This is a genomic window from Flavobacterium azooxidireducens (assembly GCF_023195775.1).
Classification (GTDB): Bacteria; Bacteroidota; Bacteroidia; order Flavobacteriales; family Flavobacteriaceae; genus Flavobacterium; species Flavobacterium azooxidireducens.
In genome coordinates this window covers 1,969,350-1,995,503 of sequence record NZ_CP096205.1, presented here as the reverse complement: position 1 = coordinate 1,995,503, position 26,154 = coordinate 1,969,350, and the positions used below count along the sequence as shown (strand labels likewise).

Below are 26,154 nucleotides of genomic sequence, written 5' to 3'. Positions count from 1 at the left end.
TGTAAAATTTCTATTCTGCAGTTAAATTATCAGACCACATAAATTCATCAATACCAGGATAATAGAAAATTTTACTAAAAAATATCAATTCATTATTTTCAATATAAAATATTTCTAGTCTTTGATTAGGAATATAATTATAGCCTGCACTATTTCCTAACGGAGTGTATTCCTTATTTAGAACAATAGTGTCTGAATTATTAGTTACGCTAGAGCCAAACTTATCTTCATTTGAATGAAATTGAATAGTAAAATCTTTTGGTTCTCCTGCATAGTTGCCATAATGATATGTAATATTATAGTTCGACAAAACTGTTCCTGAATATTTTTTCCCTTTTAAATCATTATTTCCACTTGTGTGAACCAATTTAGCTTTATTAAATTCATATCCTTCAACTATGTCATAATCAATAATTTCAGCATTTTCTATTTCGGCAATTCCTAGACCATCAATTAGCAAACTTGTTCCATCAAAAGAGTAAAAATTTTCGCTTACTCCTTCAGGATTTACGATAGTGGCTTTTCCATTAGTTGAAAAAGCGATTATACACGGTAAATTATAATACGATTTACCAATTATTATATATTCTGTAATGTCAAAAGTTTCTGTTGTACTTGAATCATCATCTGAGCAAGAAATCATTGAAATAATTGATAAAAAAAAGACTAACGTTTTTATGTAATTTTTCATAATTTGAGGTTATAATTAATTTGAATTCAAAGTTGAATCATTTTCATTTTACTAAAAAGTACAAATAGACCAACAACAGTTTAAATAGATAAATGACTTGAAGGAAAGAGTAACCTAGAACTGTGTTTTCTATAATCTTTCATTAATTGAAAAAAGAGTTTAAAATCTTGATTTCAATTGATATTTAAAAATACTACCGAACAGTTAACTTTTTTTCTTTAGGTATTTATCATAAAATGCCAATGTTGAAACCGTTTCTTTTATTTGATTTTCGGTTTTCATAAATCCGTGACCTTCGTCGGGAAAAAGGATATATTCTACGGGAACTCCATTTTTCTTTACACCTTCTACGATTTCATCGCTTTCAATTTTGAGAACTCTAACATCATTTACACCTTGCAAAACGAGTAATGGTTTTGTTATTTTATGATAATTGTTCATCGGAGATATTTGTTTTAATCGAATACTATCTGCCGTAAACGGATTTCCCATTTCTTCATACAAAGCACTTTTGAAGGATTCTAAAAATGGCGGAATGCTTTTTAATGTTCTCATCCAATCGGTCACACCAAAGACGTTTACGCCTGCTTGAAATTCATCGGGATAAAATGCCATCGCTGACAAGACTAAAAAACCTCCGTAACTTCCTCCATTGATTCCGATGGCATCTTGATCGATGTAATCTTGTGAAGCGAGCCATTTTTTTCCCCAAACACAATCTTTTAAATCGCCGTTTCCGTGATCTTTGTTGTCCATTCTATGGAATGTTTTCCCATAGCCGCTACTTCCTCGGTTATTAACTTCCAGAATAGCATACCCTTGATTTACTAAATATTGAATAGTTGTGCTGTAACCAATTCTGCTTTGATCTCCCGGACCACCGTGAACCCAAACCACAGCGGGAACTTTGTTGCTTTTTGATGCTTGTTTTGGTTTATAAAACAAGGCAGGAATCTCTAAACCATCAAATGACTTGTATCGAATTACTTCGGCTTCGACTAAATCATCTTGATTTATTTTCTTGTTTAATGTGGAAGTGAGTTGTTTCAGTTCATTTTTTTCAATATCAAATACATATAAATTATTAGGGCTGGTGCTACTATTTGCTATTAATAATAATTTAGTTTCTGTGTGTGAAACAGCTACGTTTGTGACATTTCCGTTTTTAATTTCGGGCATTTTTAATTGCTTTCCGGTGGCGTGGTCAAAAAGCATAACATTATTTTTTCCGTCTTTGTTTGTTGTAATGACGCGGTATTTTTCATTTTTGCTTAACCACATACTTTCTACATCCCAATTGTCTTTATATAAAATTTCTGATTTTTCTGAATGAATGTTATATTTTACAACATATTTAAATTCACTTTTATCATTCGTTAAATAATAAAAAATGCTGTCATTTTTCTCAAATCCGATGGTGCTAAATTTTGATTTTTCTTCTGCACTGATTTTTTTGGTTTTTTTAGTTTTCTGGTCTAACAAATACAATTCATTATGATCTGTCGTAATGTCGTTTGTGAGCACAACATACCGTTCGTTATAACTCATTCCGGATGGAGAAAACGCTGTTTCATTTTCATATACAACTGAAGGCGACCAATTTATTGTGTCCAACTTTAAAATATCAAAATACCTTGAATCTCTTTTGCTTGATCTTATGTAAAGGTGTTTTTTATCTAAACTCCATCTCAAAAAGCTATTAAGTGAATTCGCCCAAGGTGTCAAATCTTTCGGTTTATCGCCCTTTTTCTCAATAAGATATAAGTGTGTATTTTCATTTCCTCCATCATCAGAAGAAAAAATTACTTTAGTTGTGCCTGGCACATAATCTTCCCCAAAAACGGCATTAGTTTTAGAATTTGTTAGAGCTGTAGTTGTAGTATCAGCGAGATTTAATTCATAAGCATTAAAAATACCGGTTTTATTGCTGGTTATTAACACTTTTGTTTCATCTGCGTTAAAACCAAACGACCATACCATTTCGGAATTATAGAAATCTTCTACACTATATTTTTTCACTTCTTTTTCTGCATCATTACACGAAAAAAGAATCAAAAATGTAGTTATTGAAAATAGTTTTAGAAGTGATTTCATTTTGAAAATGTTTTAAATTAAAGAAGTATCGACAGCTATTCTGTTTGTATAAAATCAAAAGATAAATCGCCATCATAAAAGTCATCTCCGGTTTCAGAAGGGTAGGTTTGACTTGCAGTAAAATTAAATTTGAAGGCATTAATTTGTATGTTTCCTACAACAATTGGATAATTTACAGGTTCATCAGCTGTGTTTTTTCTGCTGAAATAATCGGTTGTATTCATCGTGATTGCATATTGATTATCTTTAATCAATTCAACATCGGGAATGTCAAAAGATAATTCTGAATTGGCAGTTGCTACATTCACTATTTCTGTTCTAAGAATAGTATTTGTTTCTTTGTTCCAAATAGTAATTCTAAGTGTTGGATTTACCGCAGGCAATTTGACCTTTAAAGCTGTAATTTTCCCTTTTACTTTTGGGGTAAAGTCTAATCCAAATTCTGACCCATCGAAAATATTGGGTAATTCAACAATTTCTATTTCTTCATCAAAACCAGTTGCTTGAAGATATCCGTTAAAAAAATTTTCTTCTGTAAAGGTTGTTTCATTATTTGTATCATCATCACTTGAACACGAAAACAAACCCATTGCTATAAAAAGCAAACCGATATTTTTAATATAATTTTTCATATTTTAATGTTTTAATTGAGGTTATTTTAATCAATGGATGTATATATAAAATTTGAGGTTCCTGCTTCTTCACCATTCGCTAACATAGTCATCGACTTAATAAAACCTTGACTGTCATACGTGTTATTATATTCTAAACTAACTCCTTGTGAAGTGCTCATAAGTTCAATTGGTTTTTTAGAATATGGAAATAGATATTGCATAGCTAAAGGACTCTTAAAAATAATACCGAGGTGAAGATTTATCGGATTGCTGTTTGTCATTGATCCTTTTTTGGCATCATCATAAAAGACTACAGCAGAACCTGACCCTTGATTAGAAAAATTATCTTCCAATTCATATTGTTTAATATCTCCGTCTTGCGTGAGCGTAATGGTAATATCATAATCATCATTTGTTGAAAAACTGTATGAATTATTGGCAGGGTTGTAGAGTAACTGAACAAGTTCTTCTCCATCATCATATGACGCTATTTTGCCACCCAGCGTATAAGTAAAATTATAGGTTCTTGATTCACCGTTAACTGTTAATTGGATGGTTGTTATCTGATCATTTTCATATAAAAAATCAAATATAAAAGTTGATTCTAAGCGAAGTTGCTTAACTGTTTTGTCTGGATTATATTCGACTCGCGAATTAAAACTCATTCCTCCAGAGCCGTCAATACGGGTTAACATTTTTTTTCGGCCGGAATTTCTGCTGGAGAATCATCGTTTGAACAAGATAGTATTGAAGTTAGAGTTAGAAATATAACAATTGCTTTTAATAAAGTTTTCATATTTTGAGGTTGCTTAAATAATTTGAATTCAAAGTTGAAGCTTTAAACTTTCAATAAAAACAATCAATAGACTAACAACATTTTAAATAGACTAACGACAAGAAATTGTAACAAAAAAATCCTATATTTGGATAATCCCAAGTTCAATCGATAATAATAAACTTAGTTTATGTTGATAAACAAGGACATATTCAAATTTTATTAAATCAATTAGGAACAAATTTTTATGATTGTTGTATGAAAATCATAAGCAGGAAAAAGTATGATGAAGAGCATTACTATCATTAGTTTTATTTTTTTTACCGCTGTTTTGTTCGGTCAAAATGATGGTATAAAAACTATTGACTCTTTAAAATTAATTTTACAAACTGAAAAAAACATTGATTCGATCATCAAAATCAATAATACCATTGCTATTAACATTAAGAATCATATTTCTTTGGATGATGCTGTTACTCACTTACACAAAAATGTAAAATTCAGCAAAAAACATAAACGTGAATTTGGTGTTGGAGAAAGTTATTTAATCCTTGGTCATATTTACATTATAAAAGCAGAACACGATTCTTCGTCGTATTACCTAACAAAGTCTATTTCGATTTTTAAAAATTCGCCTTTAAAAAACAAATTAGCCAGAGCTTATTACCTAAAATCAATCGTTTATCAAATGCAATCCGATTTTAGTAATCAGTTAAAATATGCACTATTGGCTCAAGAATTTGCAGAGCAAAGCAAAGACTATACATTAATTACAGATAGTGCAAACGCACTTAGCATGTATTATTTGGATCAACACAAGTATAACGAAGCACTGGTTCAAGCCAAAAAATGTGTTAAATATGCTCTTCTTTCAAAAAAAGAAAATAGAATAAATGTTAGTTATATGGGCATCGCAGAAACATATAGACTTTTAAAGGATACTGTTAATGCCAATCATTTTTTTGAAAAAAGTTATAAAGGCACAAAAGCAAATAATCAAAAATTTGAAATTGCTTGGATTTTAACCAATTGGGCAAAATTGAAACCAAATGCCGAAGCTCTACAAATGAGACTTGAAGCTAGAGATATGTGGGATCAACATCAAGTAAACCCAATGAATATTCATAATAATGGAATGATTGGAATTCTGTATCTTTCAATGTATGATGCGGAATCAGATAGTACAAAAAAAATTAACTATTTATTAAATGCAGAAAAACATTTAACTTCAACGATCGAAAAAGCAGAAAATATAAATGATTTGATAAATTTAATTGAATTAAACAAATCGTTATCACGACTGTACAGTATCAAAAAAGACTATGAAAAAGCTTTTTTTTACTTAGAAAAATCAAATTTGCTGAATGATTCACTTAATTCTCAAGAAATAAAAAATAGTTTGGCCAAACTTGAATCTCAAAAAGAAATTCAACTTCGCGACAAAGAAATTCAACTCAACAAACTCACTTTAGAAACCAAAGAAAAACAAAAATGGATTTATATTGGTGGGATTTTACTTTTGGGAATTATCGGAAGTCTGCTTTTTTACCAAAGTAGAAACAGACAAAAAACCAATCAAAAATTACAACTTTTAAATTCTGAATTAGATCAAGCAAATAAAGTAAAAACCCGATTTTTTTCAATTTTAAATCACGACTTACGAAGTCCGGTTGCCAATTTAATTCACTTTCTGCATTTGCAAAAAGACAATCCGGAATTGATGGATGAAGCGACCAAAAATCGAATGCAAAACAAAACTATTTCGGGGGCAGAAAACTTACTTTCTTCGATGGAAGATATTTTATTGTGGAGCAAAGGTCAGATGGAAAATTTCAAACCAGAACCAAAAAAAGTTAGCGTGAATCAATTATTTGAAGACAACAAAAAAGTGTTTTCAGGTTATCAAAACATTACTTTTGATTATCAAAATCCGGATGCTGTTGAATTATTTACGGATGAAAATTATTTAAAAACTATTATTCGAAATCTAACCAGCAACGCAATCAATGTTTTTACCACAACTCCAAAACCAACCATTATTTGTAAAGCTTGGCAAGAGAATGGAAAATCTTATTTAACTATTTCCGATAATGGTCCGGGTGCTTCACAAGAACAATTCAAAGCACTATATGATGACAAAGAAGTAGTTGGAATAAAATCCGGTTTGGGATTACATTTGATTCGCGATTTGGCGAAAGCGATTAATTGTGAAATAGCAGTTGATTCTAAATTGGGAGAAGGAACGTCTTTTATATTGACATTTGATAATTCAACGAAATCTCAACGCAACATTTTATAAACTTCACTTTTATTTGATTATTTTTTTTGATGACAATCTGCAATAAATCATCAACAAATTAAAAATATTAAATAAATTCTTATATTTGAATAACCTCAAGTTGTAGAATTATTTAAAGATGAAAAAATTAACCTGCATTATAGTTGATGATGACGAAATAGATCAATTAATGGTGGTTTCTTTTGTGAAACGTTTTTCGCATTTAGAACTTTTGGGCACTTTTTTAAATGCAGTAGCAGCGTTAGATTATTGTCAAAATAATACTGTTGATATTCTTTTTTTAGATGTTGATATGCCCGGTTTAAGTGGTCTTGAACTTCGAAAAAAACTGGACGAAGTTCCCGTTTGTATTTTCATCACATCACATCCTGAACATGCCGTTGAAAGCTTTGAATTGGACACATTAGATTTTATTGTAAAACCGTTAAAATTTGATCGTTTTACAAAAACAATGGAAAGAATTAATGAATTTATGGAAATTAAAACCAAAGCATTACTTTACGAATCGAGTATCGGAGGAGATTCCATTTACATTAAAGAAGGTCATGAACAAACGAAAATTAAATTGCATGAAATTTTATATTTGGAAGCTTTGAAAGATTATACGCTTTTAGTTACCAATCAAAAAAGACATTGTGTTTTGTCGAGTATAGGAAATTTATTGAAAGAAAGTCACTTTCAATCTTTTGTTCGGGTTCATCGAAGTTTCGCGGTGCAGAAAAATATGATTGAAAAAATCGGAATTTATGAAATTATTTTAAATAACGGCTTTAGCATTCCTGTTGGAAGAAGTTATAAAGAAGATTTAAAATCGATAAATTAAAATTTTTTAAATACCTAATTAGACTACGCTATTAAAGGCGATTTTTTATCAAATTTGAATCTTATATGTTTATTTCTGATGATGGCCCGGCAGCTTCTCAAGAACAATTCAAAGTACTTTATGATGATAAACAAGTGGTAGGAATTAAGTCCGGCTTAGAATTACACTTGATTCGCGATTTGGCTAAAGCAATTAATTGTGAAATTTTAATGGATTCTAAGCTAGGTAAAGGAACAACTTTTACTTTAAAATTATAATTTTGAGTATAAAAAAAGGCCTGATTTTCATCAGACCTTAAAACTTATTTTGATTGAAAATTACAACAATGCATCAATTGCATCTGTGTAATTTTTCTTTGGAGCAACACCAACTTGTCTTCCTACCACTTCTCCATTTTGAAAAACTAAAACCGTTGGAATGTTTCTAACGCCGTATTTTGCAGCAAATTCTTGGTTTGCATCTACGTCAACTTTTCCAACAACAGCTTTTCCTTCATATTCTGTTGCGATTTCATCGATAACCGGCCCAACCATTCTACAAGGTCCACACCAAGCTGCCCAAAAATCTACTACTACCGGTTTATCTGATTTTAAAACTACTTCATCAAAAGTAGCATCTGTAATTGCTAATGCCATTTTATATTTTTTTAATTACTATTCAATTATTTGTACTGCAAATTTAAAAATTTAAAACTTAATGAAGTGTTAATTGAAAATTAGTTTTGATTATGAATGTATTTGTGGAATTGATGGGAATTAAATAATCACATTAAAAGTTAAAATTAAGCTTTGGTGGATTTTTGTGAAGATAAATAAAGTTATCCATATTATCAAATCTTTCAATAACAAGTTGTTTTTTAATATCTGTTCTCAAATCAGAAATAATTGCTTTGTAAGAAGAGAATTTATATGTTTCAAAATTTTGATTTAAATCAATTGGGTTTCGATGAATGTATAAAATTAAATTTCTTAAATATTCATCATTTTCAATTCTCTTTCTCTTAAATGGAGATTCGAATAACGCACCATGTCTATTTTGAACTTTATTAAAAGCTTGTGTATAAGAACTAAAAAGTTTTGCAAATTGCTTACTAACCAGTGAATCGTTTGAATGAAGTCCATTTTCTTGTAAAGCTTTGTCAAAGTTTTGAACTTTGACAAAGCTATCAGAATTCAAATTTTTAACTCTTATCAAAAAATGAAAATGATTCGGCATTAGACAATAAGCATAAACTTCAATAAAATCTGAAAGGTATTTTTTAAATCTTGATAAAAAGAAAAAATAGTTTTCTTCATCTATAAAAACAGAACAACTGTTAACTCCTCGATTATAAATATGATAAAAATGACCGGATTCTAGCGTATCACAGATTATGTTTGACATGGCTTATATTTTTTTAATGTACTAATCCACCTTTGTCAAGGTTTTGAACTTCGACAAAGGTTAACAATCGTTAATTCAACCTAAAATCAACCTGCTTTTTTTCCAACTCACTTAATAATTCATTTGAAATTTGAACTTTCAGTTTACGACTTGGCATACTTAACTTCGTTACCATTCGGATTTCCTCGGTTGGAGCTTCGATTTCTATTTCAATATCTTCTAAATTTTCAATGTCTAAATCATCATCCGAAGCAATTACAACTGGTTTGATTTCTACTTCTTTCTTCACTTTTTCTAATTCCATCACTTCAAACGTAACTGTGTTATCACCTTGAAAAGTTTTAAAAATCGCACTTAATTCGGCAATCAAATTTTGTTGCAATGCCATAATATCCATTTGGATCGTCAATTTTTTAGCAAATTGTGGCAAAACATCTTGCAAATATTGAATCAATTGAAATGTAATTCTCGGATCGCCTTTTTTACCTGTTTCTTTGTTTGCCCATCCTTCACGCACCATCACTTTCATAAACGTAAAATTATTTTGGATGATAAAATGTCGGAATTTTAAATATTCTTCACCATAAATTCTAAATTCGTGGCTTTCGTCATAACCTTCCAACATAAACGAAGCCCAACCTTTTCCGTTTTGAGCAATTCGGTGTTGGACGTTGGTAATAATTCCGCCAAAGCACAATGTTTTGTTGACGTGCTGTTCTAAATTTTTAAGGTATTCTAATTTTGAATTACAGAAATATTTCATCTCAAATCGAAAATCATCTAACGGATGTCCGGAAATATAAATCCCGACTACTTCTTTTTCTTTAGCTAATTTTTCCATCGTACTCCATTCATCGCAAGGCGGAACTAGTGGCTCTGCAATTTGAACATCGCTTGCTTCACCAAACAAACTCACTTGAGCAGAATTTTCATTTTCCTGAAATTTTGCTCCGTAACGAATGGCTTTTTCTAAAAACGTGATATTATCGCCATCGTGATGAAAATATTGTGCACGATGCGTAGCCGAAAAACCATCAAAACCACCGGCTAAAGCTAAATTTTCAAAGGCTTTTTTGTTCGCTGCACGCAAATCAATACGTTTTGCTAAGTCAAAAATGGATTTATATTTTCCGTCTTTCAATCGGTTTTGCACGATGGTTTCTACCGCACCGGCTCCAACTCCTTTGATTGCCCCCATTCCAAAACGAATCGCACCATCATCATTTACGGTGAATTTATAAAACGATTCATTCACATCGGGACTCAATACTTTCATACCCATTCGCTTGCATTCTTCCATAAAAAACGAAACCTGTTTGATATCGTTCATGTTGTTAGAAAGCACCGCTGCCATATATTCTGCAGGATAATGAGCCTTAAGATAAGCCGTTTGATAACCAATCCAAGCATAGCAAGTGGAATGCGATTTGTTGAAGGCATAACTCGCAAAAGCTTCCCAATCTGTCCAAATTTTATCCAACTTTTTAGCATCATGACCTTTTTCAACAGCCTGATCAATGAACTTGGATTTCATTTTATCCAAAACATCTTTTTGCTTTTTACCCATCGCTTTACGAAGTACGTCGGCATCACCTTTAGAGAAACCGGCTAATTTTTGCGAAAGTAACATTACCTGCTCTTGGTAAACTGTGATTCCATAGGTTTCTTTCAAAAATTCTTCGTTGGCTTCTAAATCATATTCTATCGCTTCTTCGCCATTTTTTCTGCGAACGAAAGACGGAATATATTCTAATGGTCCAGGACGATACAAGGCATTCATCGCAATTAAATCACCAAAAACAGTTGGTTTTAAATCACGAAGGTATTTTTGCATTCCAACCGATTCATATTGGAAAATTCCAACTGTTTCACCACGTTGAAATAACTCATAGGTTTTAACATCATCAATTGGAAAAGCATCCGGATCGAGTTCTTTTCCGGTTCGATATTTAATTAATTTAACTGTATCTTTTATTAACGTAAGGGTTTTTAATCCTAAAAAGTCCATCTTCAACAAACCGGCACTTTCTACCACCGAGTTGTCAAATTGAGTGACATATAAATCCGAATCTTTTGCGGTTGCTACTGGAACGAAATTTGTAATGTCACTTGGCGTAATGATCACTCCGCACGCGTGAATTCCGGTATTTCGCAACGAACCTTCCAATACTTTTGCTTGTTGAATGGTTTCTCCGGCTAATTCACCTTGATTGGCAATCGCAATTAATTCTTTTATGTTATCAAATTCATCAGAACGGACGGCTTTTTTTACTTCTTCGATTGAATCGGATAAAAATCGGGCTAAACTCCATTTTCCAGGCATCATTCCCGGAATTAATTTGGCTAATTTATCCGCTTCAAAAAGTGGTAAATCGAGCACACGAGCGGTATCTCTCAACGAGGATTTAGTAGCCATTTTACCATAGGTAATAATTTGAGCCACCTGATTTGAACCGTATTTATCAATCACATATTGCATCACGCGACCACGACCTTCATCATCAAAATCGATATCAATATCGGGCATCGAAACCCTGTCAGGATTCAGGAAACGCTCAAAAAGCAAATCGTATTCTAATGGGTCAATGTTCGTAATCCATAAACAATACGCCACCACTGAACCGGCAGCCGAACCACGACCGGGTCCAACCGAAACATCCATTTCACGAGCGGCTCTGATAAAATCTTGTACAATCAAAAAGTAACCGGGGTAACCGGTGTTTTCAATTGTTTTTAATTCAAAATCAAGACGTTCTTCAATTTCCGGAGTGATTATTTCGTATCGTTTTTTTGCACCCTCGTAGGTAAGATGTCTTAAAAATAAATTTTCACCTCTTTTTCCTCCATCTTCTTCATCTTCGGGAACTAAAAATTCTTCAGGAATGTCAAACTTAGGAAGCAAAACGCCACGAGCTAGGTCGAAAATTTCTATTTTATCAACTACTTCATTGATGTTTAAAATAGCTTCGGGTAAATCGGCAAAGAGTTTTTTCATCTCGTCACCCGACTTGAAATAATATTCCTGATTGGGTAAGCCGTAACGATAACCGCGACCTCTTCCTATCGGTGTGGCTTGTTTTTCACCATCGCGAACACAAAGTAAAATGTCGTGAGCATTGGCATTTTCTTTATCTACATAAAAAACGTTGTTCGTAGCCACCATTTTTACGTCATGCTTTTTGGCTAATGAAATCAACGATGTATTCACTCTGTTTTCATCTTCTTGATTGTGTCGCATCAATTCGATGTACAAATCATCACCAAATTCATTTTTCCACCAGAGCAAGGCTTCTTCGGCTTGATTTTCGCCAATATTTAAAAGTTTATTCGGAATTTCGCCAGACAAACTTCCCGATAAAACAATCAAATCTTCTTTATATTTTTGAATAACTTCTTTGTCAATTCGGGGAACATAATAAAATCCGTCAGTATATCCAATGGATGACATTTTGGCTAAATTGTGATAGCCTTTTTTATTCTTAGCCAGAAAAACCACTTGATAGCCATTGTCTTTTCGGGTTTTATCTTTGTGATTATCGCAGACAAAAAATTCGCAACCTACAATGGGTTTGATAATTGTTTCTGTGGGATTTTCTCCGGCTTCAATTGCTGCTTTGTTTTTAGCTTCGGCAGATTTATTATGGTATAAAACATCGCGTACAAAATGAAAAGCTCCCATCATATTTCCGATGTCTGTCATTGCGACTGCAGGCATTTTATTCTTTACTGCTGCTTTTACCAAGTCAGCAACGGAAATTGTCGATTGTAAAACGGAAAATTGTGAATGATTATGCAAATGCACAAAATCAACATCAACTAACGTTTTTTGGTTTTCAACTAACTCTTTTTTAGGGAGTTCTTTAGGTTGTTCTTTTTGAAATTGTTTCCGAATGGCTTCGGAAGCTTCTTTCAAATTAATATGTTTTAATCCGATAAGTTGAATCTCTTTCGGATTTTGTTCATTAAAATTTTTGAAATAATCGGCAGGAACATCGAGTTCTTCTTTGGTGAAAATTTCTCTTTTGATTAATTCGAGAAAACATCGTGTTGTTGCCTCAACGTCGGCAGTTGCATTGTGAGCTTCTGAAAAAGGAACGCCAAAAAGGTATTGATGTAATTCAGTCAATGTAGGTAATTTGAATTTCCCTCCTCTTCCGCCGGGAAGTTTCAACAGATTGGCTGTTACTTCGGTACATGTATCTAAAACCGGTTTAGAAGTCAGTGGAGAATTTACATTCATCCGATGAAATTCACATCCCATAATATTCACATCAAATCCAACATTTTGACCAACAATGAATTTGGCTTTGCTTAAAGCGATGTTGAATTTTTCGAGTACTTCATTTAAAGGAATTCCGTCTTGTTGAGCCAATTCGGTTGAAATTCCGTGAATTCGTTCGGCATCATACGGAATATTAAATCCGTCCGGCTGCACAAGATAATCCTGATGTTCGACCAAATTTCCCATTTCGTCATGCAATTGCCAAGCAATTTGAATGCAACGAGGCCAGTTGTCGGTATCGGTTAGTGGTGCATCCCATCGTTTGGGCAAGCCGGTGGTTTCGGTATCGAAGATTAAAAACATGCGAGAGTGATTAGTGAAAAGTGATTCGTAATTAGCGGAAAAACCAATTGACAATTCTATTTTCAAAAATACATTTTAAGGAAGAGAATGTCAACTTTAGTTATCAACAAAACAAAAAACCATCCTGATTGCTCAGAATGGTTTTGTTGATGTTATAAAGAAAAAATACTAGTATCTTCCTCCTCCACCACCGCGACTGTTTCCACCACCGCTGTAGCCACCGCCACCACGACTGTTTCCACCACCACCGTAACCACCACCGCCTGAACGGTTGTTGTTAAAGCTTCTTTTTTCGCCTTCCGGTTTTGGTTCTGATTTGTTTACCACAATAGCACGACCTTGAACGGTAGCTCCGTTTAGTTCGTCGATAGCTTTTTGACCTTCTTCGTCATTAGGCATTTCAACAAAACCAAAACCTTTACTTTTTCCGGTAAATTTATCAGTAATTACTTTTACAGAGTCTACTGCTCCATAAGCCTCGAAAGACTCTCTTAAATCTGCTTCCTCAATACTCCAAGGAAGGCTTCCTACAAAAATGTTCATAAAAAATAATATTATTTGAAACAAAGGTAAACTATTAAAATGGCAAACCATCTTAAAAAGCAAACTTTATTTCATAAATTGTTGAAAATAAATAAAAAAGCCATTTCAATTTGAATTTGAAATGGCTTTTTTGAGTTGTTATTTCTTATTAATCTTCTTCGATTCCGGTTACAGGCACTTTATAGAAAACGCCTTGATTGAAATTTAATATTTCTCCTCCTAACGGATTGTTTGCCATGTTCACAGCATTAAATCTAAATGAGCCGGAAACAGTTCCGTTTGCTGCATCAAATTCGGTAATTTTTATTTCTCCATCTCCTTGATATTCTTCTTCCGTAGTCACACCGGTGCTGTAAAACAATTCACTATCATCATAATCAAATACAAAAGTTGCAACTCGTGATTGGTTTTGACCCAAAACATACGTTCCCACATTTCTAGACGGAATTCTTAAAGTCATTGTTTGCAAACGAGCTTTTGCGGTGATTACTAAACCACCGTTTGGTTGCAAAACAGCATCGGAATCAATTGCTCTCCAAAATGAATTTTCTAACCTTCCTTGCACAGAAGGTGAATTAAAAACCACATCTTCTTCGCAGGAAATGAATAAAAAAGCAAGAGCTAAAAGAGAAAAATATTTTTTCATTGTGTTGGTTGTGATTATTTCTAAAGTACAAAAATAGCTTTTCTACCGAATAAACGATATACTTTTTTGTTAAAAACGTTCAAAACACAAAGAATCAAACAATTTAAATAAATTTTAAATCATTGATTTCTAATCCAAAAAACTTTTATATATTTGCACCCTTAATTAACAGAGGTCGAGAACCTCAAAATTTAATCATACGATTATGCCAGTAAAAATTAGATTACAAAGACACGGTAAAAAAGGAAAGCCTTTTTTCTGGATTGTGGCTGCTGATGCAAGAGCCAAAAGAGATGGTAAATTCTTAGACAAAATCGGAACTTACAACCCAAACACTAACCCTGCAACAATTGATTTAAACTTGGACAGTGCTGTTCAATGGTTACACAATGGTGCACAACCAACTGATACTGCAAGAGCTATCCTTTCTTATAAAGGTGCGTTATTGAAACATCACTTGGATGGTGGAGTTAGAAAAGGTGCTTTAACTCAAGAACAAGCAGATGCTAAATTGGCAGCTTGGATTGATGAAAAAGCAAACAAAGTTACTTCTAAAAAAGAAGGTTTAACTAAAGCACAAGAAAAAGCTAGAGCTGAAGCTTTAAAAGCTGAAAAAGTTGCAAATGAAAAACGTGCAAATGCTGCTGCTGATGCTTTGAAAGCTGCTGAAGTAACTGAAGAGGTTGCTGAAGAAGTAACAGAAGAAGTTAGCGAAGTTGCAACTGAAGTAGCTGTTGAAGAAGCTCCTGCTGCTGAAGAAACAAACGAAGAAAAAGAAGCTTAATATTTTGCGATAATGCGAAAAGAAGAATGTTTCTATCTTGGCAAAATCGCTAAAAAATTTAGTTTTAAAGGTGAAGTTTTGGTCTATTTAGACACAGATGAGCCTGAATTATATGAAAATATGGAATCAGTTTTTGTTGAATTAAACAAAAATCTGGTTCCATTTTTTATTGAAAATAGTTCACTACATAAAAATGACTTTCTGAGAGTCAAATTTGAAGATGTTGAGACAGAAGAGGATGCTGACGCTATTATGGGTTGCGAACTTTATCTTCCGCTTTCGTTTTTACCAAAATTAGAAGGTAATCAATTTTATTATCACGAAGTGATTGGTTTTGAAGTAGAAGACCAACGACTTGGAGTGGTGGGAAAAATTGTTTCTATCAATGATACAACTGCTCAACCTCTTTTTGAAGTGCTGAATGGTAATGTTGAAATGCTTATTCCGATGATTGATCAGTTTTTGATTAAAATAGATCGCGATAACAAGAAGGTGGTTATGAATTTGCCGGAAGGTTTGGTGGAGATGTATCTTTAGAAATTTTCAGTCGCAGTCGCAGTTTTCAGTAATCTGGAATCTGGGATCGAAAATCTTCATTCAAAAATCGTTAATCACCGTGTTTCAATTCAAACAATTTTCTATTCAACAAGACCGATGTGCTATGAAAGTAGGCACTGATAGTGTGTTATTGGGAGCTTGGTGTCCCTTAGAAAACAATCCTTTTTCTGTTTTGGATATTGGTGCAGGAACAGGAATTTTATCCTTAATGATTGCCCAACGTAGCAATGCCGAACAAATTGATGCATTAGAAATTGACGAAGATGCTTACGAACAATGCGTAGAAAATTTTGAAAATTCGCCTTGGGGAGATCGTCTGTTTTGTTTTCACGCCGGTTTGGATGAATTTGTAGATGAACCGGAAGATGAGTATGATTTAATCATTTCCAATCCGCCTTTTTATTCCGAAGATTATAAAACCGAAAATTCGCAACGAGATTTAGCCCGATTTCAAGAAGCAATGCCTTTTGAAGATTTGATTGAAGCGGCTGATTTATTACTCTCCGAAAACGGAATTTTTACCGTTATTATTCCATACAAAGAGGAAGAAAAATTTATCGATTTGTGTGCAGAAGCTGAACTTTATCCTATAAAAGTAACTCGCGTAAAAGGAACTCCAACCACAGAAATTAAACGAAGTTTGTTGGCTTTTAAACGTTATGAATTAAGCACATTAACTGCTGATGAATTGGTGATCGAAATCAATCGTCACGAATACACCGATGATTATATCAATCTTACGAGAGATTTTTATTTAAAGATGTAATTACCATTTCACTTTATATGGATACACTTCATGAATCATATTATCTTCATTAATTGTGTAGCCGTTTTTGGCATCTGTTTTAGCTTCTACTATCAAATCATTGGCTCTTTTTTCCTGACCAATTCGTCCTAAACAAAAAGCTTTGTAAACTTTTGCATCCGAAAAATTTTCATATTGCGAGATGGCTTTGTCAAATTCTTCAATGGCTTGCTCCCATTTTTTTTGTTCGTACAAGGTTATTCCGTAATAAAACAAATCGAGGTGGTGAGCTTCTCCTTTTTGTTCAATTTGTTCTGCAATATCAGCTTTAAAAATTTCTTCCGCTTTAGCAAATTCATTCAATTGCAGATGCGATAAGGCAATGTAGAAATTGTAGGTATGATCCATTTCATAACTATTGCCGTGCATTTCTTTGCATTTTTCAAAATCGATGATGGCTTCACGATAGGTTTTTGCAAAAATACATTTAATGTAAGCTCTGTATGACAACCATCGTTGCGGATCATTTTCAACTGCTTTGTCACAAAAAACCATTCCTGCTTCATACTTTTTAATCTTAAATAACGGCATTGCTTTTTGTTGCCATAAATAAGCAATCGTTGGATCTTTTTTGAGTCCTTCATCTAAACATTCTTGCAGTTCTGCCATTTGGTAATACGAATATTTTTTGGCACAATTGTGTACATATTCATCTACAATTTTTTGTTGTGCTTCCTTTATGTTAGCACTTGCTTGACTATTTTGTGCTAGTAATGTAAACGAAAATAATGAAACAACTAGTAAAAAAAACACTTTCATATTTTATGGCTTTAAAAACAATTGGAAAAATAGTTGTTTTCTTTAATCTTTAGGGTTAACAACATGTTAATGACAAAAAAAACACTCTTTGTTAGAATTCTAACGCTGAGTGTTTAAAAAAAACCAACCTAAAAAAATTATAAGCTTAAATATAAATAACCTGCTTTTTTGGTTCGAATACCACCATTTTCATCAAAGAAATTGATGTGATAAAAATACGTCCCGTCAGGTAATTTTTCATTTTTTGCAATCGTTACACGTCCATCAGAATAACCATTAAAAACATTACCATTTGTGTTATATGAAGTTGTTTCATAAACTTTTACACCCCAACGATTAAAAATTTCAACTGTGTTTTGCGGGCATTCTTCAATTCCGTCGATAATAAAGTAATCATTTCTTCCGTCGTCATTTGCAGAAATAGCATTGTAAATCACCACGCCTCTTCCGCCGCAAGGCAAAATATCTTCTGACCGAACGCGAGCTAATGTAAACACACCATACTGTGTAAGCGGATCAATGATGGTTGTTACTTCTTTTGTATTTGCATCGGCCACACCACCTTCGTCAACCCATCTGTTTTGGGCAACATCCCAACGAACGATGTGAATATCTTCCAAAGGAGCTGCATATATTTCTGTTGGCGTTGTATCTTCATCCCAAGAAAGAGTTAGAAAAATATTGCTGTTTCCTGCTGTTTTATCAACAGTCCAATATTCTGCATTATCAATCAATGTGATAATACTTGTTCTATTTTCGTGTGGATAAATTGGATTTGAATTTTCCCAGAAATATTTTCCTGTAAAAGCATCGGTAGAAGATTGCGGAGCAGAAATAGAAGCATATCGAAACTGACCTCCGTCTCCAATTGGAAACTGAAAAAATTGATTTCCATTCTTGCGAACATAACCATCTACATGACTTTGATCTGCTGTATTGATGTGAAATGCATTGTCTTCAAAAACAAATAAACCGCCATGGTTATCATTGTCTACAATTCCTTGTAAAAAATTTGACTCGTTAAACACATTAATTTGGTTTGACAAATGAAATGCAGGTTGAAACAAATTGTTATTAAACTCCACATCAAACAAATCCATGGGAACGGTGCCGGAAATATTCTGAAAACCATAAACACCATTCAATCTGGTTAATCCATTGGATGATCCCGATGAAAAAGTTACTATACCATCATTGTTAAAATGATTGTAAACATAAAAGTCTCCATCATTAATTAATTCACCTGAAGCGTTATTGTCTATTGCTGCTAATGTTCCTGTGATTCCTTGAATAGAAAGAATCCCTTGATTATTAAGCTTTGTTTGAGCCAATAACCCTGCGGTGGCTGAAACAAAAACGATCAATAACTTTATAATTATTTTTATCATCTTATTTGATTTAATTTTTAAACTGAAATTCTATTTCAATTTAATGAATAATATTAGAAACGAACCATTAGTACGCCTGTTGCCGTTCTGTAAAGTCCGCCTACCGGAACACCGGCAGCTGTAGCCGCAACATTATCCGGATAAACCTCACAACCTTCGATGATTGCAGGAGTTAAATCGGCTCCCGTTTTTACAACATGAATAGTTGCTTGTGGCGTGTAAATGTTACCGAAACCAATTTTCCCATTTTTCAGAATCGTAATCATATTGCTTCTATTGGTTGGTCCGCTTCCATTTCCTAATTGAAAATAGGGATCTAACGGAACTGAAAAATTGTTTGGATCACCATCAATAATTGCATTATATCTACCAAAAACCATGCTTCCCATGGCTCCAGCAATGTTTCCTACACCCAAAGTATAGCTGTAATCGGCAATGGATTGATTGTTTAAACCGTATGCCACGGCAATTTCACCATCGGCAATGTTTTCTCTTCCCATTGCTGAAGCAAGATTTCCTGTTACAACATTTCCTTCTCCAACGGTAAAACTTTTGCTGGCATTCACAACGTTGCCAATTCCAATTGCCATTGCATTGTCTGTGTTTACAGTATTATTTTGACCAATTGCACCGGAAATATTTCCTGACACAACATTATTTACGCCTGTTGCAGATGAATTTGGTCCAGAAACAGTATTGTTTGTACCAAAAGTAGCAGAGTTTAACCCAACAATTCCGGTGTTTCCGGTTCCTGCTCGAACAGCTCCTCTAACATCTAAAGCAACGCCATCTAACATATCGTTTGTTCCAATTCCGACATTGCCAATTTGATAGATGTTTTGGGTATTTAAAGAGGCTTTATCAATTGTTCCTTCCACTTGCCACGGTTCAATTTTTAATGAATTTAAGTCAATTGGTGCGTTGTTATCCAATTCATTTGTATAGTATAATTCACCTGTAACCGGATCAAAAAACAAATCTGTATTTGTTTCTGTGCCTGAACCTGCACCGGTTGAAATTCTTTCCCATTTATTAATATACCAATAATAAAATCCGGGAGTAACATCGGCTTGAGTAGCTTCGTTAAAAACAAGTAAACTATTGACGTTTCCATTGTCAATGGTACTTGCGTCTGTTGTGTTTAATAGATTTAGACGTGGGATTAATAATCCTCTCGTATTTCCGTCAACATCAATTGAAGTTACATCTAAATTGGCAGATGGATTTGGAAGTGCATTTCCTATACTAACTTGTGAAAAAGTTGTTGCAGAAAAAAGTAAGGCGACAAGTATAATTTTTACTTTCATAATTATTTTTTTAAAATATAATTTTCTTAGTTATTAACTGATTATCTGACATTTTCAGTTGGATTAAAATTGTTTGATTGGCAATATTTAGATCAGATATAATTGTTTCTTTTGTTATAATTTTCTTTTGATAAATTTTTCTTCCCGTAAGGTCAAATAAAGTTATTTCATTTATTTCATCTAAGGATGATTTTATATGAATTTCATTGTTTTTGACAAATGCAGTAACCGAACCAACATTGAAATCGGGCTGACTTAAATTAGAATTTTGATAAACTATCTGAAATCGATTGTTCATCACACCTTTTTCTGCTTGGAAATGATACGGACTTTCTTTTAAATCGTGGACTAAATTTAAGAAAATATCTTTTAAATAGATTGAAGTGAAATCAAACAAACCATCTATTCCTGCAATAGCGATGGTATATTGACCTTGATCAGGAATAGTTACACCTATTGAAACCTCATCATTGCTATCAAAAGGTAATGGTCTGGCTTGTGTGGTTGTTTTAGTTTCTTCTGCAAAGGAATAGATTTGAAGAGCCGCTATTTCTTTGGTTGTTGCATCAAATAAATCATCTAACCCAAAAGTTGCTCCGTCTGCATAGCCCAAAAGCGTTCTATTTGATGATAAATTCGAATCTAAAATATCTAGCCATATTCGATGTTTTTCAAATGTAAAATCAACAAACTCTGTAAGATTGGATGTTCTGTAAAAATTTGCATTTGTATAATTTTTACTTCGCATCGAATTATTAAAATAGGCAAAATCACTCGCTGCTATTCCGTCTTGCATTTGAACAAAAAATCCTTGTCCGGCTGCAATCATAAAATCATCTTCTAAGGCAGGACAACATGTAGAGCCTAATAAAGTATAAATTATATAATCGTTTGAAGTATAGTTATAGGCAAACGAACCATAAAAAGGATCTTGATAAGATGTTGATGGACTGTTTCCATGTGTCCAAACTCTCACTCCTCCAATAACATTTCCACCGTTTGCAGGAGTATTTCTAAAAATAAATCGTGCCGCACTAATAGCAGATGGATATGGATTTCCTATCAAATTAAAATTATCATCTAAATTAGTGATGGTTTGTCCATTCAATCCGGTATAATCTACTCCGGTATAATCGCCTCGATAAATCGGATAACTCAAATCTCCGTTAAAAGGAACACCACTAAAAGTTGCTTGATACGGTTGATTTGTTGTTTCGCTAAATGAATTGGGTGCCCGAACGATGTATCCTTTGCCTGACTCCATCAAGTTTGCATTTGCGTTTACCCAAATTCCTTGACTGATGTTTCCGCCAGTTCCGTTATTATTATTTTGTAATGTATTCCATTTGTATTTTGGTCCGGTAATTTCTGTAGGGTTGGCCGAAAGATTATTAATATTAAATCCGCTCACTCCTCCATTACCAAAAACTGGAGACGACCAATAGACGTAATCTAATTTTTTCACACTTGCAATTCGATTGTATTCAATATCTCCAATATTTGCAACATTGTTAATTTGAACCAAACTTGCTTTATCATCAAAAATTAGGTTTGCTCCGGTTTCCACAACAACTTCATTTAAAACGGTTAGATAAATTTCCGAAGCGACTGTTACAGTTCTACCTACTTTTACCAAAACCGAGCAAGCATCGAGGCTGGAAGAAATAACTAAATCGTCATCAATAACAACTGCTTTTCCAATATCTGGAGTGGAACTCCAGCTTCCTAATGCGTAGGTTGCAACTGCTCCTCCTAAAGTTAATGTGTTTGGTGAGGTTGGATGAGTGGTTATTGAATTTACATTACATGCTACTAGACCACTTCCGGGAATGGCACCAATTTTTGACAATTTGTCTTGAGCAATGACATAATAGCTCAATGTCCCTGCGGATAATCCGGTGAGAGTGAAGTTCCAAAAACCATTATTTGCATCGCCTGAAACTAAAGTTCCCGCTACACTTGACCATGCACCAGAATTGATTCTATAATATAATCTAGGAATTAAAGTTCCAGAAACATATATTCCGGCATTATCTGTTATTTGAACATTTTCTAAGACTAGTGATGTTGGCACTAAACCGCAACCAGACAGTGTTAAAGGCGAATAAACAATTTCAGGGGCTTGCGTAGTTTCTCCATTAAATTGAACTGCTCCCATGTCTATTGCACTTCCACGGCTTACGTTATTGAAATCTAAATCATAAATCGGGTCAATGAGTTGAGCTCCTAACTCGGCAAAAGTTTCGCCAACAGGTGTCCAAACACCTTCTTGATTGTCAGTTCCTTCTACAAGTGTTACGTTTTGATAAAAACTATTGGAATCTGATCCTGCCATTAGAGTTTTGTACTTGCTCGTACATCCTGAAAAAGAAGGGCTGATATTTATATTTGGATCATTTATTGCAGTGGTGTTATGGTCTATATTAAAACGATTATATTCTGTACCTAATCCATCTCCTTCACAATAAAAATAGGATCTTCTTCCATGAACTGAAGGAGCATAAAACAAATTATTGTTTGAAGCAGCATGATAGTTTACAGGTCTTACAGTTGATTGCCCTGGATTCGTTGACAACTCTGTGATATTGTTATTATGACTTTTAACTGCGGCCAATGCAGAAACATATCCGGAAAATCTTGGCATTATATTGACATATAAAATGTTGTTTCTTAAATCTAAACTTCCACTTCCTACTCTATTAACAAATCCAACGGCTGTACCTCCAAAATGACTAGTGGTGTTACTTGTGACCATTGTATCATTATCACCAATTAAGATTGTGTTGTGATACACTTTATAATTGAGCTCTTTGGTAGATAAAGCCAAACCAAAAATTCCACCTATTTTCGATGTATTATTATGGTATAATTTTGAAATGTGGTTGTTTACAATGGTGTAATCTGAAGCGATTGTATTATCGGCAATTCTGACCCAAATTCCGTTAGTGTTTGCCGGAATATCAACATTAAAAAATGGGGGTATAAAAATTGTTCCTGTCACAGAACAATTGAATGAAATATTAAAAATTTTATTATTTTTAATGAGTCCGTTATGAGAATTTCCTGTTACATAGATTCCGCTTAAATAAATCCTATCGCGTGCAGTTCCGTTGCAGGAAACATTACTAATCGTGTTCCCTAACACAATTGGATTTTCTGCTCTATCCAAAAATACTCCTGCAGCTTCAAAATAGGTTGTCCCTCTTCCCATTGAACCAAAAACTCTTATAATTTTATTATTTTCAACAGTTGTATTTTCACCATAACTTCTAATTCCATATACTTCACCACGCCAAGTTGCACTAGCATCACTAACATTTGAAACCACTGTGTGATCAATAGTGTTGTTAACTATAGATGAATTTGCGTTTGTACTATTAATTCCCATTGCCAAAGCATTTCCTGACGCAGTTACAAAATTTGTAGTGATTTCATTATCCTTCACCAAAGTGTTCAACCCTGAAAGAATTCCTGCTGTTCCGGTGATTCCCGTTTGAGCATTTGCAGTTACGGTTATTATATTATTTTCAATTTCACCTGTACCACTAATTCCATACGTTGAACTAGTGGTTGATGCAATTGCGTTTATACTGATATTAGAATTGTTTTTAACAAAAGCGTTGACTACCGAAATTCCTCTTGCTGATACATTTGTTGCCGAGTTAACCGAAAGTAGCACATTTGAATTACCTAAAATTTGTGTGCCTGCACCAGCAGTCGCACTTTCAATGCCAATTATGTTGGCAGTAGTTTGAGTTGTGGCTGCTAAAGAAAGCATTACATTATTCTGAATTAACGAATTTGCACCGCTATTCAAAATCCCGCTTGCTGTTATGTTTCCAGAATTGTTAACAGCATTTAATTCTACCAATTGATTAATTGCTATTTCAACATTTGAGGCTGTATTTCTAATAACAGCCATATTGCCTGTAATTGCATCAATATTAAACACAGGAGATAAAGTTACTCTGGTATTATTAGAAATGGATGAATTGGCAACCACATTATCAATTCCAAATAAATTTACAAAAACATTTGCTGCAGAATCAAATGAAGGTGCTACTGTAATTTCGTTTAAATTTGTATTCAATATTCCAACAGCATTATTAATCCCTCGAATATTTGTTGATACTCCTGGCATATTTACCGGAGAAATAGTAATTATGTTTCCATTCAACTGATTGCTAACCGATCCGGTTGTTAGTAAAATTCCATTAATTGTTGCACAATGATTACTAATAATAATTTGATTTTCTGAAATAGTAGCTTGATTAACTTTTCCAGATAAAATTCCATGTGTTGTTCCTCCAATATTATTGGTTTGAATAGTGATTATGTTATTTGAAATTGTTTTATCGATTGTATTTAAGCCGTCGTTACAAAATATTCCGCTAACAATTGTATTTCCTGAAGTTGGAGTATCATTTTGAAGTAAGATAGTGTTTCCTGTAATAGAATAATTTATTGCCGCACTAGTTGATGCACTATAAATTCCGTAAAAAACAGAAGCTGTATTATCATTGCCTTTGTTGATTGAAATCGAATTTTGATTGATAGATAATTCGTTTGATGTGACACCTTGATGTGAAATTCCTGTAACAGCCCCATTTGTTCGTAAAGTTTGTCCGCTTGGAGTGGATAGCGTATTTCCTATTATTTCTCTTTTTATTGTCGTAGCAACATCGGCTTGAATAAAATGAATTACATCGGAATGATTTGTATTTAAATAACTAATTTGAACTTGGTTATTAGAAATTGTTAAATCTCCAATAGCAATGTGCTGAAAAATTCCTTTAGCTTCTTTTGAAACCAAAACACTAGTTGCTGTATTGATTAATGAAATTGTATTGCCAAAAATAGTTACATTAGAAGTTGCGTTGCCAATTCTAGACCAAACGCCATACATGCTTTCATTAAGATTATTGGTAATAGCAATAGTATTGTTTTGGCACACATTAATGTAAGTTCCAGATGGCTGAACAACTGACCCGGACCATCCAAATACAATTCCGGCAATTGGAATTGGAGTTAACAAAGTTCCGCTCACACTCGTAACACTATTATTTGAAACTGAAAAATTATAACTTTGATTAACTAAAATTCCTTGAGCAGTTGTGCCTAATTTTTGATACAAAGAGTTGGCTTCTCCATTTCCAATACCAAAATCGGTAATTGTATTTCCATCAATCACCCAACCAGAATCCATAGCAGCAGCCGTATTAGAGCCAATTACAACTATTCCGGAGTTTGCTCCTTCAATAACATTACTTTGTAATGAATTGTCTGAATTTGAACCCAATACACTTGTAGTATTAGCTAGGGTTAAACCATTTACCGCTGTAGTAATTGTGGAGGAATAAACTCCAAACGTGTTTTGATAATTTGATAAACCAGTATTTAATTTTATTGTGCAATTTCTGATTACGTTATTTTTAGCACCATCCGTATTTGAAGCCTTAAAAAAAGCATATCCAAACTCTGTCATATTGTTTGAGGCTATGACGGCATTACTATTGAGTGGGTTTTCAGACACATCAATTCCGTCAAAAGTAATATAATCAGAACCAATAAATTTTATGACTGCATCCATTATCCCTCCGGCAAAATGATTTTCGCCAGCTATTACTATAGGATTCGTTCCTATTCCACTTTTTTGAAAAACAATTGTATTTGTAAAACTTGTTCCTGAAATACTTCCAAAAACGATTCCTCCTGGCAACAAAGCACTTATGCCTGCAGGAGCAATTTCAGTATGATTTACAGCCACATTAAAAACCACAGAACTACTTATTCCAAATGTATTTAATGCAATCGCAGCATCGCTAATTGTGTTATAATCTCCCGGGATTGAATATGTTCCGGATAATGGCATAAGTGCTTCCGACCTATTTAAAACAAGCGAATTTGATTGACAAAAATAATTTGTCAATAAAAAAAACAATATAGATATAAGACTTTTCATTTTCAAAGTTATAAAACCACTCTACAATAAGCTTTACAAACTGATTATTAACCACATATACAATCAACAAATGTAATAAGAATAATAAACATTGCTTGTAGAACAAACGTTATTTGAGTGTAGTATTATTTCTACAGC

At 33.4% G+C, this 26,154-nt stretch carries 19 protein-coding genes; 6 read left to right on the top strand and 13 right to left on the bottom strand.

From position 1 onward, the window contains the following. Positions 1–10: 10 nt before the first annotated feature. The 4 genes from M0M57_RS08715 to M0M57_RS08700 all read right to left on the bottom strand — a co-directional run bounded on the left by M0M57_RS08715 (position 11) and on the right by M0M57_RS08700 (position 4,094). The gene (locus M0M57_RS08715) at positions 11–691 is read right to left on the bottom strand and encodes a hypothetical protein (RefSeq protein WP_248432628.1); all 681 of its coding nucleotides are present in this window, start codon (positions 689–691) and stop codon (positions 11–13) included. 204 nt (positions 692–895) lie between these two features. Beyond that, positions 896–2,785 carry a S9 family peptidase gene (locus tag M0M57_RS08710; protein WP_248432626.1) on the bottom strand — a complete coding sequence of 630 codons (1,890 nt, stop codon included), beginning with the start codon at positions 2,783–2,785 and terminating at the stop codon, positions 896–898. A gap of 35 nt (positions 2,786–2,820) precedes the next feature. Continuing rightward, entirely contained in the window at positions 2,821–3,417 is a 597-nt protein-coding gene (locus M0M57_RS08705; protein ID WP_248432624.1) for a hypothetical protein, read from the bottom strand. Positions 3,418–3,443: 26 nt separating this feature from the next. After that, positions 3,444–4,094 (bottom strand): hypothetical protein, encoded by a 651-nt coding sequence (locus tag M0M57_RS08700; RefSeq protein WP_248432621.1) that lies wholly within the window; start codon positions 4,092–4,094, stop codon positions 3,444–3,446. A 363-nt stretch (positions 4,095–4,457) separates the two neighbouring features. Here M0M57_RS08700 and M0M57_RS08695 point away from each other — a divergent pair, with 363 nt between their 5' ends. The 3 genes from M0M57_RS08695 (at position 4,458) to M0M57_RS08685 (ending at position 7,553) form a co-directional block, all read left to right on the top strand. Next, positions 4,458–6,473 carry a sensor histidine kinase gene (locus tag M0M57_RS08695; protein WP_248432619.1) on the top strand — a complete coding sequence of 672 codons (2,016 nt, stop codon included), beginning with the start codon at positions 4,458–4,460 and terminating at the stop codon, positions 6,471–6,473. 118 nt (positions 6,474–6,591) lie between these two features. Further along, complete coding sequence (locus M0M57_RS08690; RefSeq protein ID WP_248432617.1) at positions 6,592–7,296, top strand: LytR/AlgR family response regulator transcription factor; 705 nt, start codon at positions 6,592–6,594, stop codon at positions 7,294–7,296. A gap of 65 nt (positions 7,297–7,361) precedes the next feature. Then, positions 7,362–7,553, top strand: a complete 192-nt coding sequence (locus M0M57_RS08685; RefSeq protein WP_248432615.1) for an ATP-binding protein — start codon at positions 7,362–7,364, stop codon at positions 7,551–7,553. A gap of 60 nt (positions 7,554–7,613) precedes the next feature. Here M0M57_RS08685 and trxA read toward each other — a convergent pair whose 3' ends face one another. From trxA to M0M57_RS08660, 5 genes are all read right to left on the bottom strand, one after another. Beyond that, positions 7,614–7,931, bottom strand: a complete 318-nt coding sequence (gene trxA, locus M0M57_RS08680) for a thioredoxin (protein WP_112085032.1) — start codon at positions 7,929–7,931, stop codon at positions 7,614–7,616. 133 nt (positions 7,932–8,064) lie between these two features. Then, positions 8,065–8,679, bottom strand: a complete 615-nt coding sequence (locus M0M57_RS08675) for a transposase (protein ID WP_248432613.1) — start codon at positions 8,677–8,679, stop codon at positions 8,065–8,067. Between the two features lie 70 nt (positions 8,680–8,749). Continuing rightward, the gene (dnaE, locus tag M0M57_RS08670; RefSeq protein WP_248432611.1) at positions 8,750–13,264 is read right to left on the bottom strand and encodes a DNA polymerase III subunit alpha; all 4,515 of its coding nucleotides are present in this window, start codon (positions 13,262–13,264) and stop codon (positions 8,750–8,752) included. 168 nt (positions 13,265–13,432) lie between these two features. After that, positions 13,433–13,807 (bottom strand): RNA recognition motif domain-containing protein, encoded by a 375-nt coding sequence (locus M0M57_RS08665; protein ID WP_112084898.1) that lies wholly within the window; start codon positions 13,805–13,807, stop codon positions 13,433–13,435. A gap of 148 nt (positions 13,808–13,955) precedes the next feature. Further along, complete coding sequence (locus M0M57_RS08660) at positions 13,956–14,453, bottom strand: DUF6252 family protein (RefSeq protein WP_248432609.1); 498 nt, start codon at positions 14,451–14,453, stop codon at positions 13,956–13,958. Between the two features lie 205 nt (positions 14,454–14,658). Between M0M57_RS08660 and M0M57_RS08655 the strand changes: the two genes are divergently transcribed. The 3 genes from M0M57_RS08655 to M0M57_RS08645 all read left to right on the top strand — a co-directional run bounded on the left by M0M57_RS08655 (position 14,659) and on the right by M0M57_RS08645 (position 16,561). Then, positions 14,659–15,237, top strand: a complete 579-nt coding sequence (locus tag M0M57_RS08655) for a 30S ribosomal protein S16 (RefSeq protein ID WP_248432607.1) — start codon at positions 14,659–14,661, stop codon at positions 15,235–15,237. 12 nt (positions 15,238–15,249) lie between these two features. Continuing rightward, entirely contained in the window at positions 15,250–15,774 is a 525-nt protein-coding gene (rimM, locus tag M0M57_RS08650; protein ID WP_248432605.1) for a ribosome maturation factor RimM, read from the top strand. Between the two features lie 124 nt (positions 15,775–15,898). Then, entirely contained in the window at positions 15,899–16,561 is a 663-nt protein-coding gene (locus tag M0M57_RS08645; RefSeq protein ID WP_248432603.1) for a tRNA1(Val) (adenine(37)-N6)-methyltransferase, read from the top strand. Here the strand turns inward: M0M57_RS08645 and M0M57_RS08640 are convergent, their stop codons facing one another. The 4 genes from M0M57_RS08640 to M0M57_RS08625 all read right to left on the bottom strand — a co-directional run bounded on the left by M0M57_RS08640 (position 16,562) and on the right by M0M57_RS08625 (position 25,926). After that, positions 16,562–17,359: a tetratricopeptide repeat protein gene (locus tag M0M57_RS08640; RefSeq protein WP_248432601.1), complete on the bottom strand. Its 798-nt coding sequence runs from the start codon at positions 17,357–17,359 to the stop codon at positions 16,562–16,564. It lies immediately after the preceding gene. Positions 17,360–17,496: 137 nt separating this feature from the next. Continuing rightward, positions 17,497–18,747, bottom strand: a complete 1,251-nt coding sequence (locus M0M57_RS08635; RefSeq protein ID WP_248432599.1) for a gliding motility-associated C-terminal domain-containing protein — start codon at positions 18,745–18,747, stop codon at positions 17,497–17,499. A 53-nt stretch (positions 18,748–18,800) separates the two neighbouring features. Further along, positions 18,801–20,054: a hypothetical protein gene (locus M0M57_RS08630; protein WP_248432597.1), complete on the bottom strand. Its 1,254-nt coding sequence runs from the start codon at positions 20,052–20,054 to the stop codon at positions 18,801–18,803. A gap of 10 nt (positions 20,055–20,064) precedes the next feature. Then, a complete protein-coding gene (locus tag M0M57_RS08625; protein WP_248432595.1) occupies positions 20,065–25,926 on the bottom strand; it encodes a hypothetical protein in 5,862 nt (1,953 codons plus the stop codon). Between the last annotated feature and the right edge of the window lie 228 nt (positions 25,927–26,154).

Coding starts and splice junctions, on each gene's coding strand:
- M0M57_RS08665 (WP_112084898.1), bottom strand. CDS start 13,807: ATGAACATTTTTGTAGGAAGCCTTCCTTGGAGTATTGAGGAAGCAGAT.
- M0M57_RS08685 (WP_248432615.1), top strand. CDS start 7,362: ATGTTTATTTCTGATGATGGCCCGGCAGCTTCTCAAGAACAATTCAAA.
- M0M57_RS08705 (WP_248432624.1), bottom strand. CDS start 3,417: ATGAAAAATTATATTAAAAATATCGGTTTGCTTTTTATAGCAATGGGT.
- M0M57_RS08660 (WP_248432609.1), bottom strand. CDS start 14,453: ATGAAAAAATATTTTTCTCTTTTAGCTCTTGCTTTTTTATTCATTTCC.
- M0M57_RS08690 (WP_248432617.1), top strand. CDS start 6,592: ATGAAAAAATTAACCTGCATTATAGTTGATGATGACGAAATAGATCAA.
- M0M57_RS08695 (WP_248432619.1), top strand. CDS start 4,458: ATGATGAAGAGCATTACTATCATTAGTTTTATTTTTTTTACCGCTGTT.
- M0M57_RS08710 (WP_248432626.1), bottom strand. CDS start 2,785: ATGAAATCACTTCTAAAACTATTTTCAATAACTACATTTTTGATTCTT.
- M0M57_RS08630 (WP_248432597.1), bottom strand. CDS start 20,054: ATGAAAGTAAAAATTATACTTGTCGCCTTACTTTTTTCTGCAACAACT.
- dnaE (WP_248432611.1), bottom strand. CDS start 13,264: ATGTTTTTAATCTTCGATACCGAAACCACCGGCTTGCCCAAACGATGG.
- M0M57_RS08635 (WP_248432599.1), bottom strand. CDS start 18,747: ATGATAAAAATAATTATAAAGTTATTGATCGTTTTTGTTTCAGCCACC.
- M0M57_RS08625 (WP_248432595.1), bottom strand. CDS start 25,926: ATGCCATTATCCGGAACATATTCAATCCCGGGAGATTATAACACAATT.
- trxA (WP_112085032.1), bottom strand. CDS start 7,931: ATGGCATTAGCAATTACAGATGCTACTTTTGATGAAGTAGTTTTAAAA.
- M0M57_RS08700 (WP_248432621.1), bottom strand. CDS start 4,094: ATGTTAACCCGTATTGACGGCTCTGGAGGAATGAGTTTTAATTCGCGA.
- M0M57_RS08675 (WP_248432613.1), bottom strand. CDS start 8,679: ATGTCAAACATAATCTGTGATACGCTAGAATCCGGTCATTTTTATCAT.
- M0M57_RS08645 (WP_248432603.1), top strand. CDS start 15,899: ATGAAAGTAGGCACTGATAGTGTGTTATTGGGAGCTTGGTGTCCCTTA.
- M0M57_RS08655 (WP_248432607.1), top strand. CDS start 14,659: ATGCCAGTAAAAATTAGATTACAAAGACACGGTAAAAAAGGAAAGCCT.
- M0M57_RS08715 (WP_248432628.1), bottom strand. CDS start 691: ATGAAAAATTACATAAAAACGTTAGTCTTTTTTTTATCAATTATTTCA.
- M0M57_RS08640 (WP_248432601.1), bottom strand. CDS start 17,359: ATGAAAGTGTTTTTTTTACTAGTTGTTTCATTATTTTCGTTTACATTA.
- rimM (WP_248432605.1), top strand. CDS start 15,250: ATGCGAAAAGAAGAATGTTTCTATCTTGGCAAAATCGCTAAAAAATTT.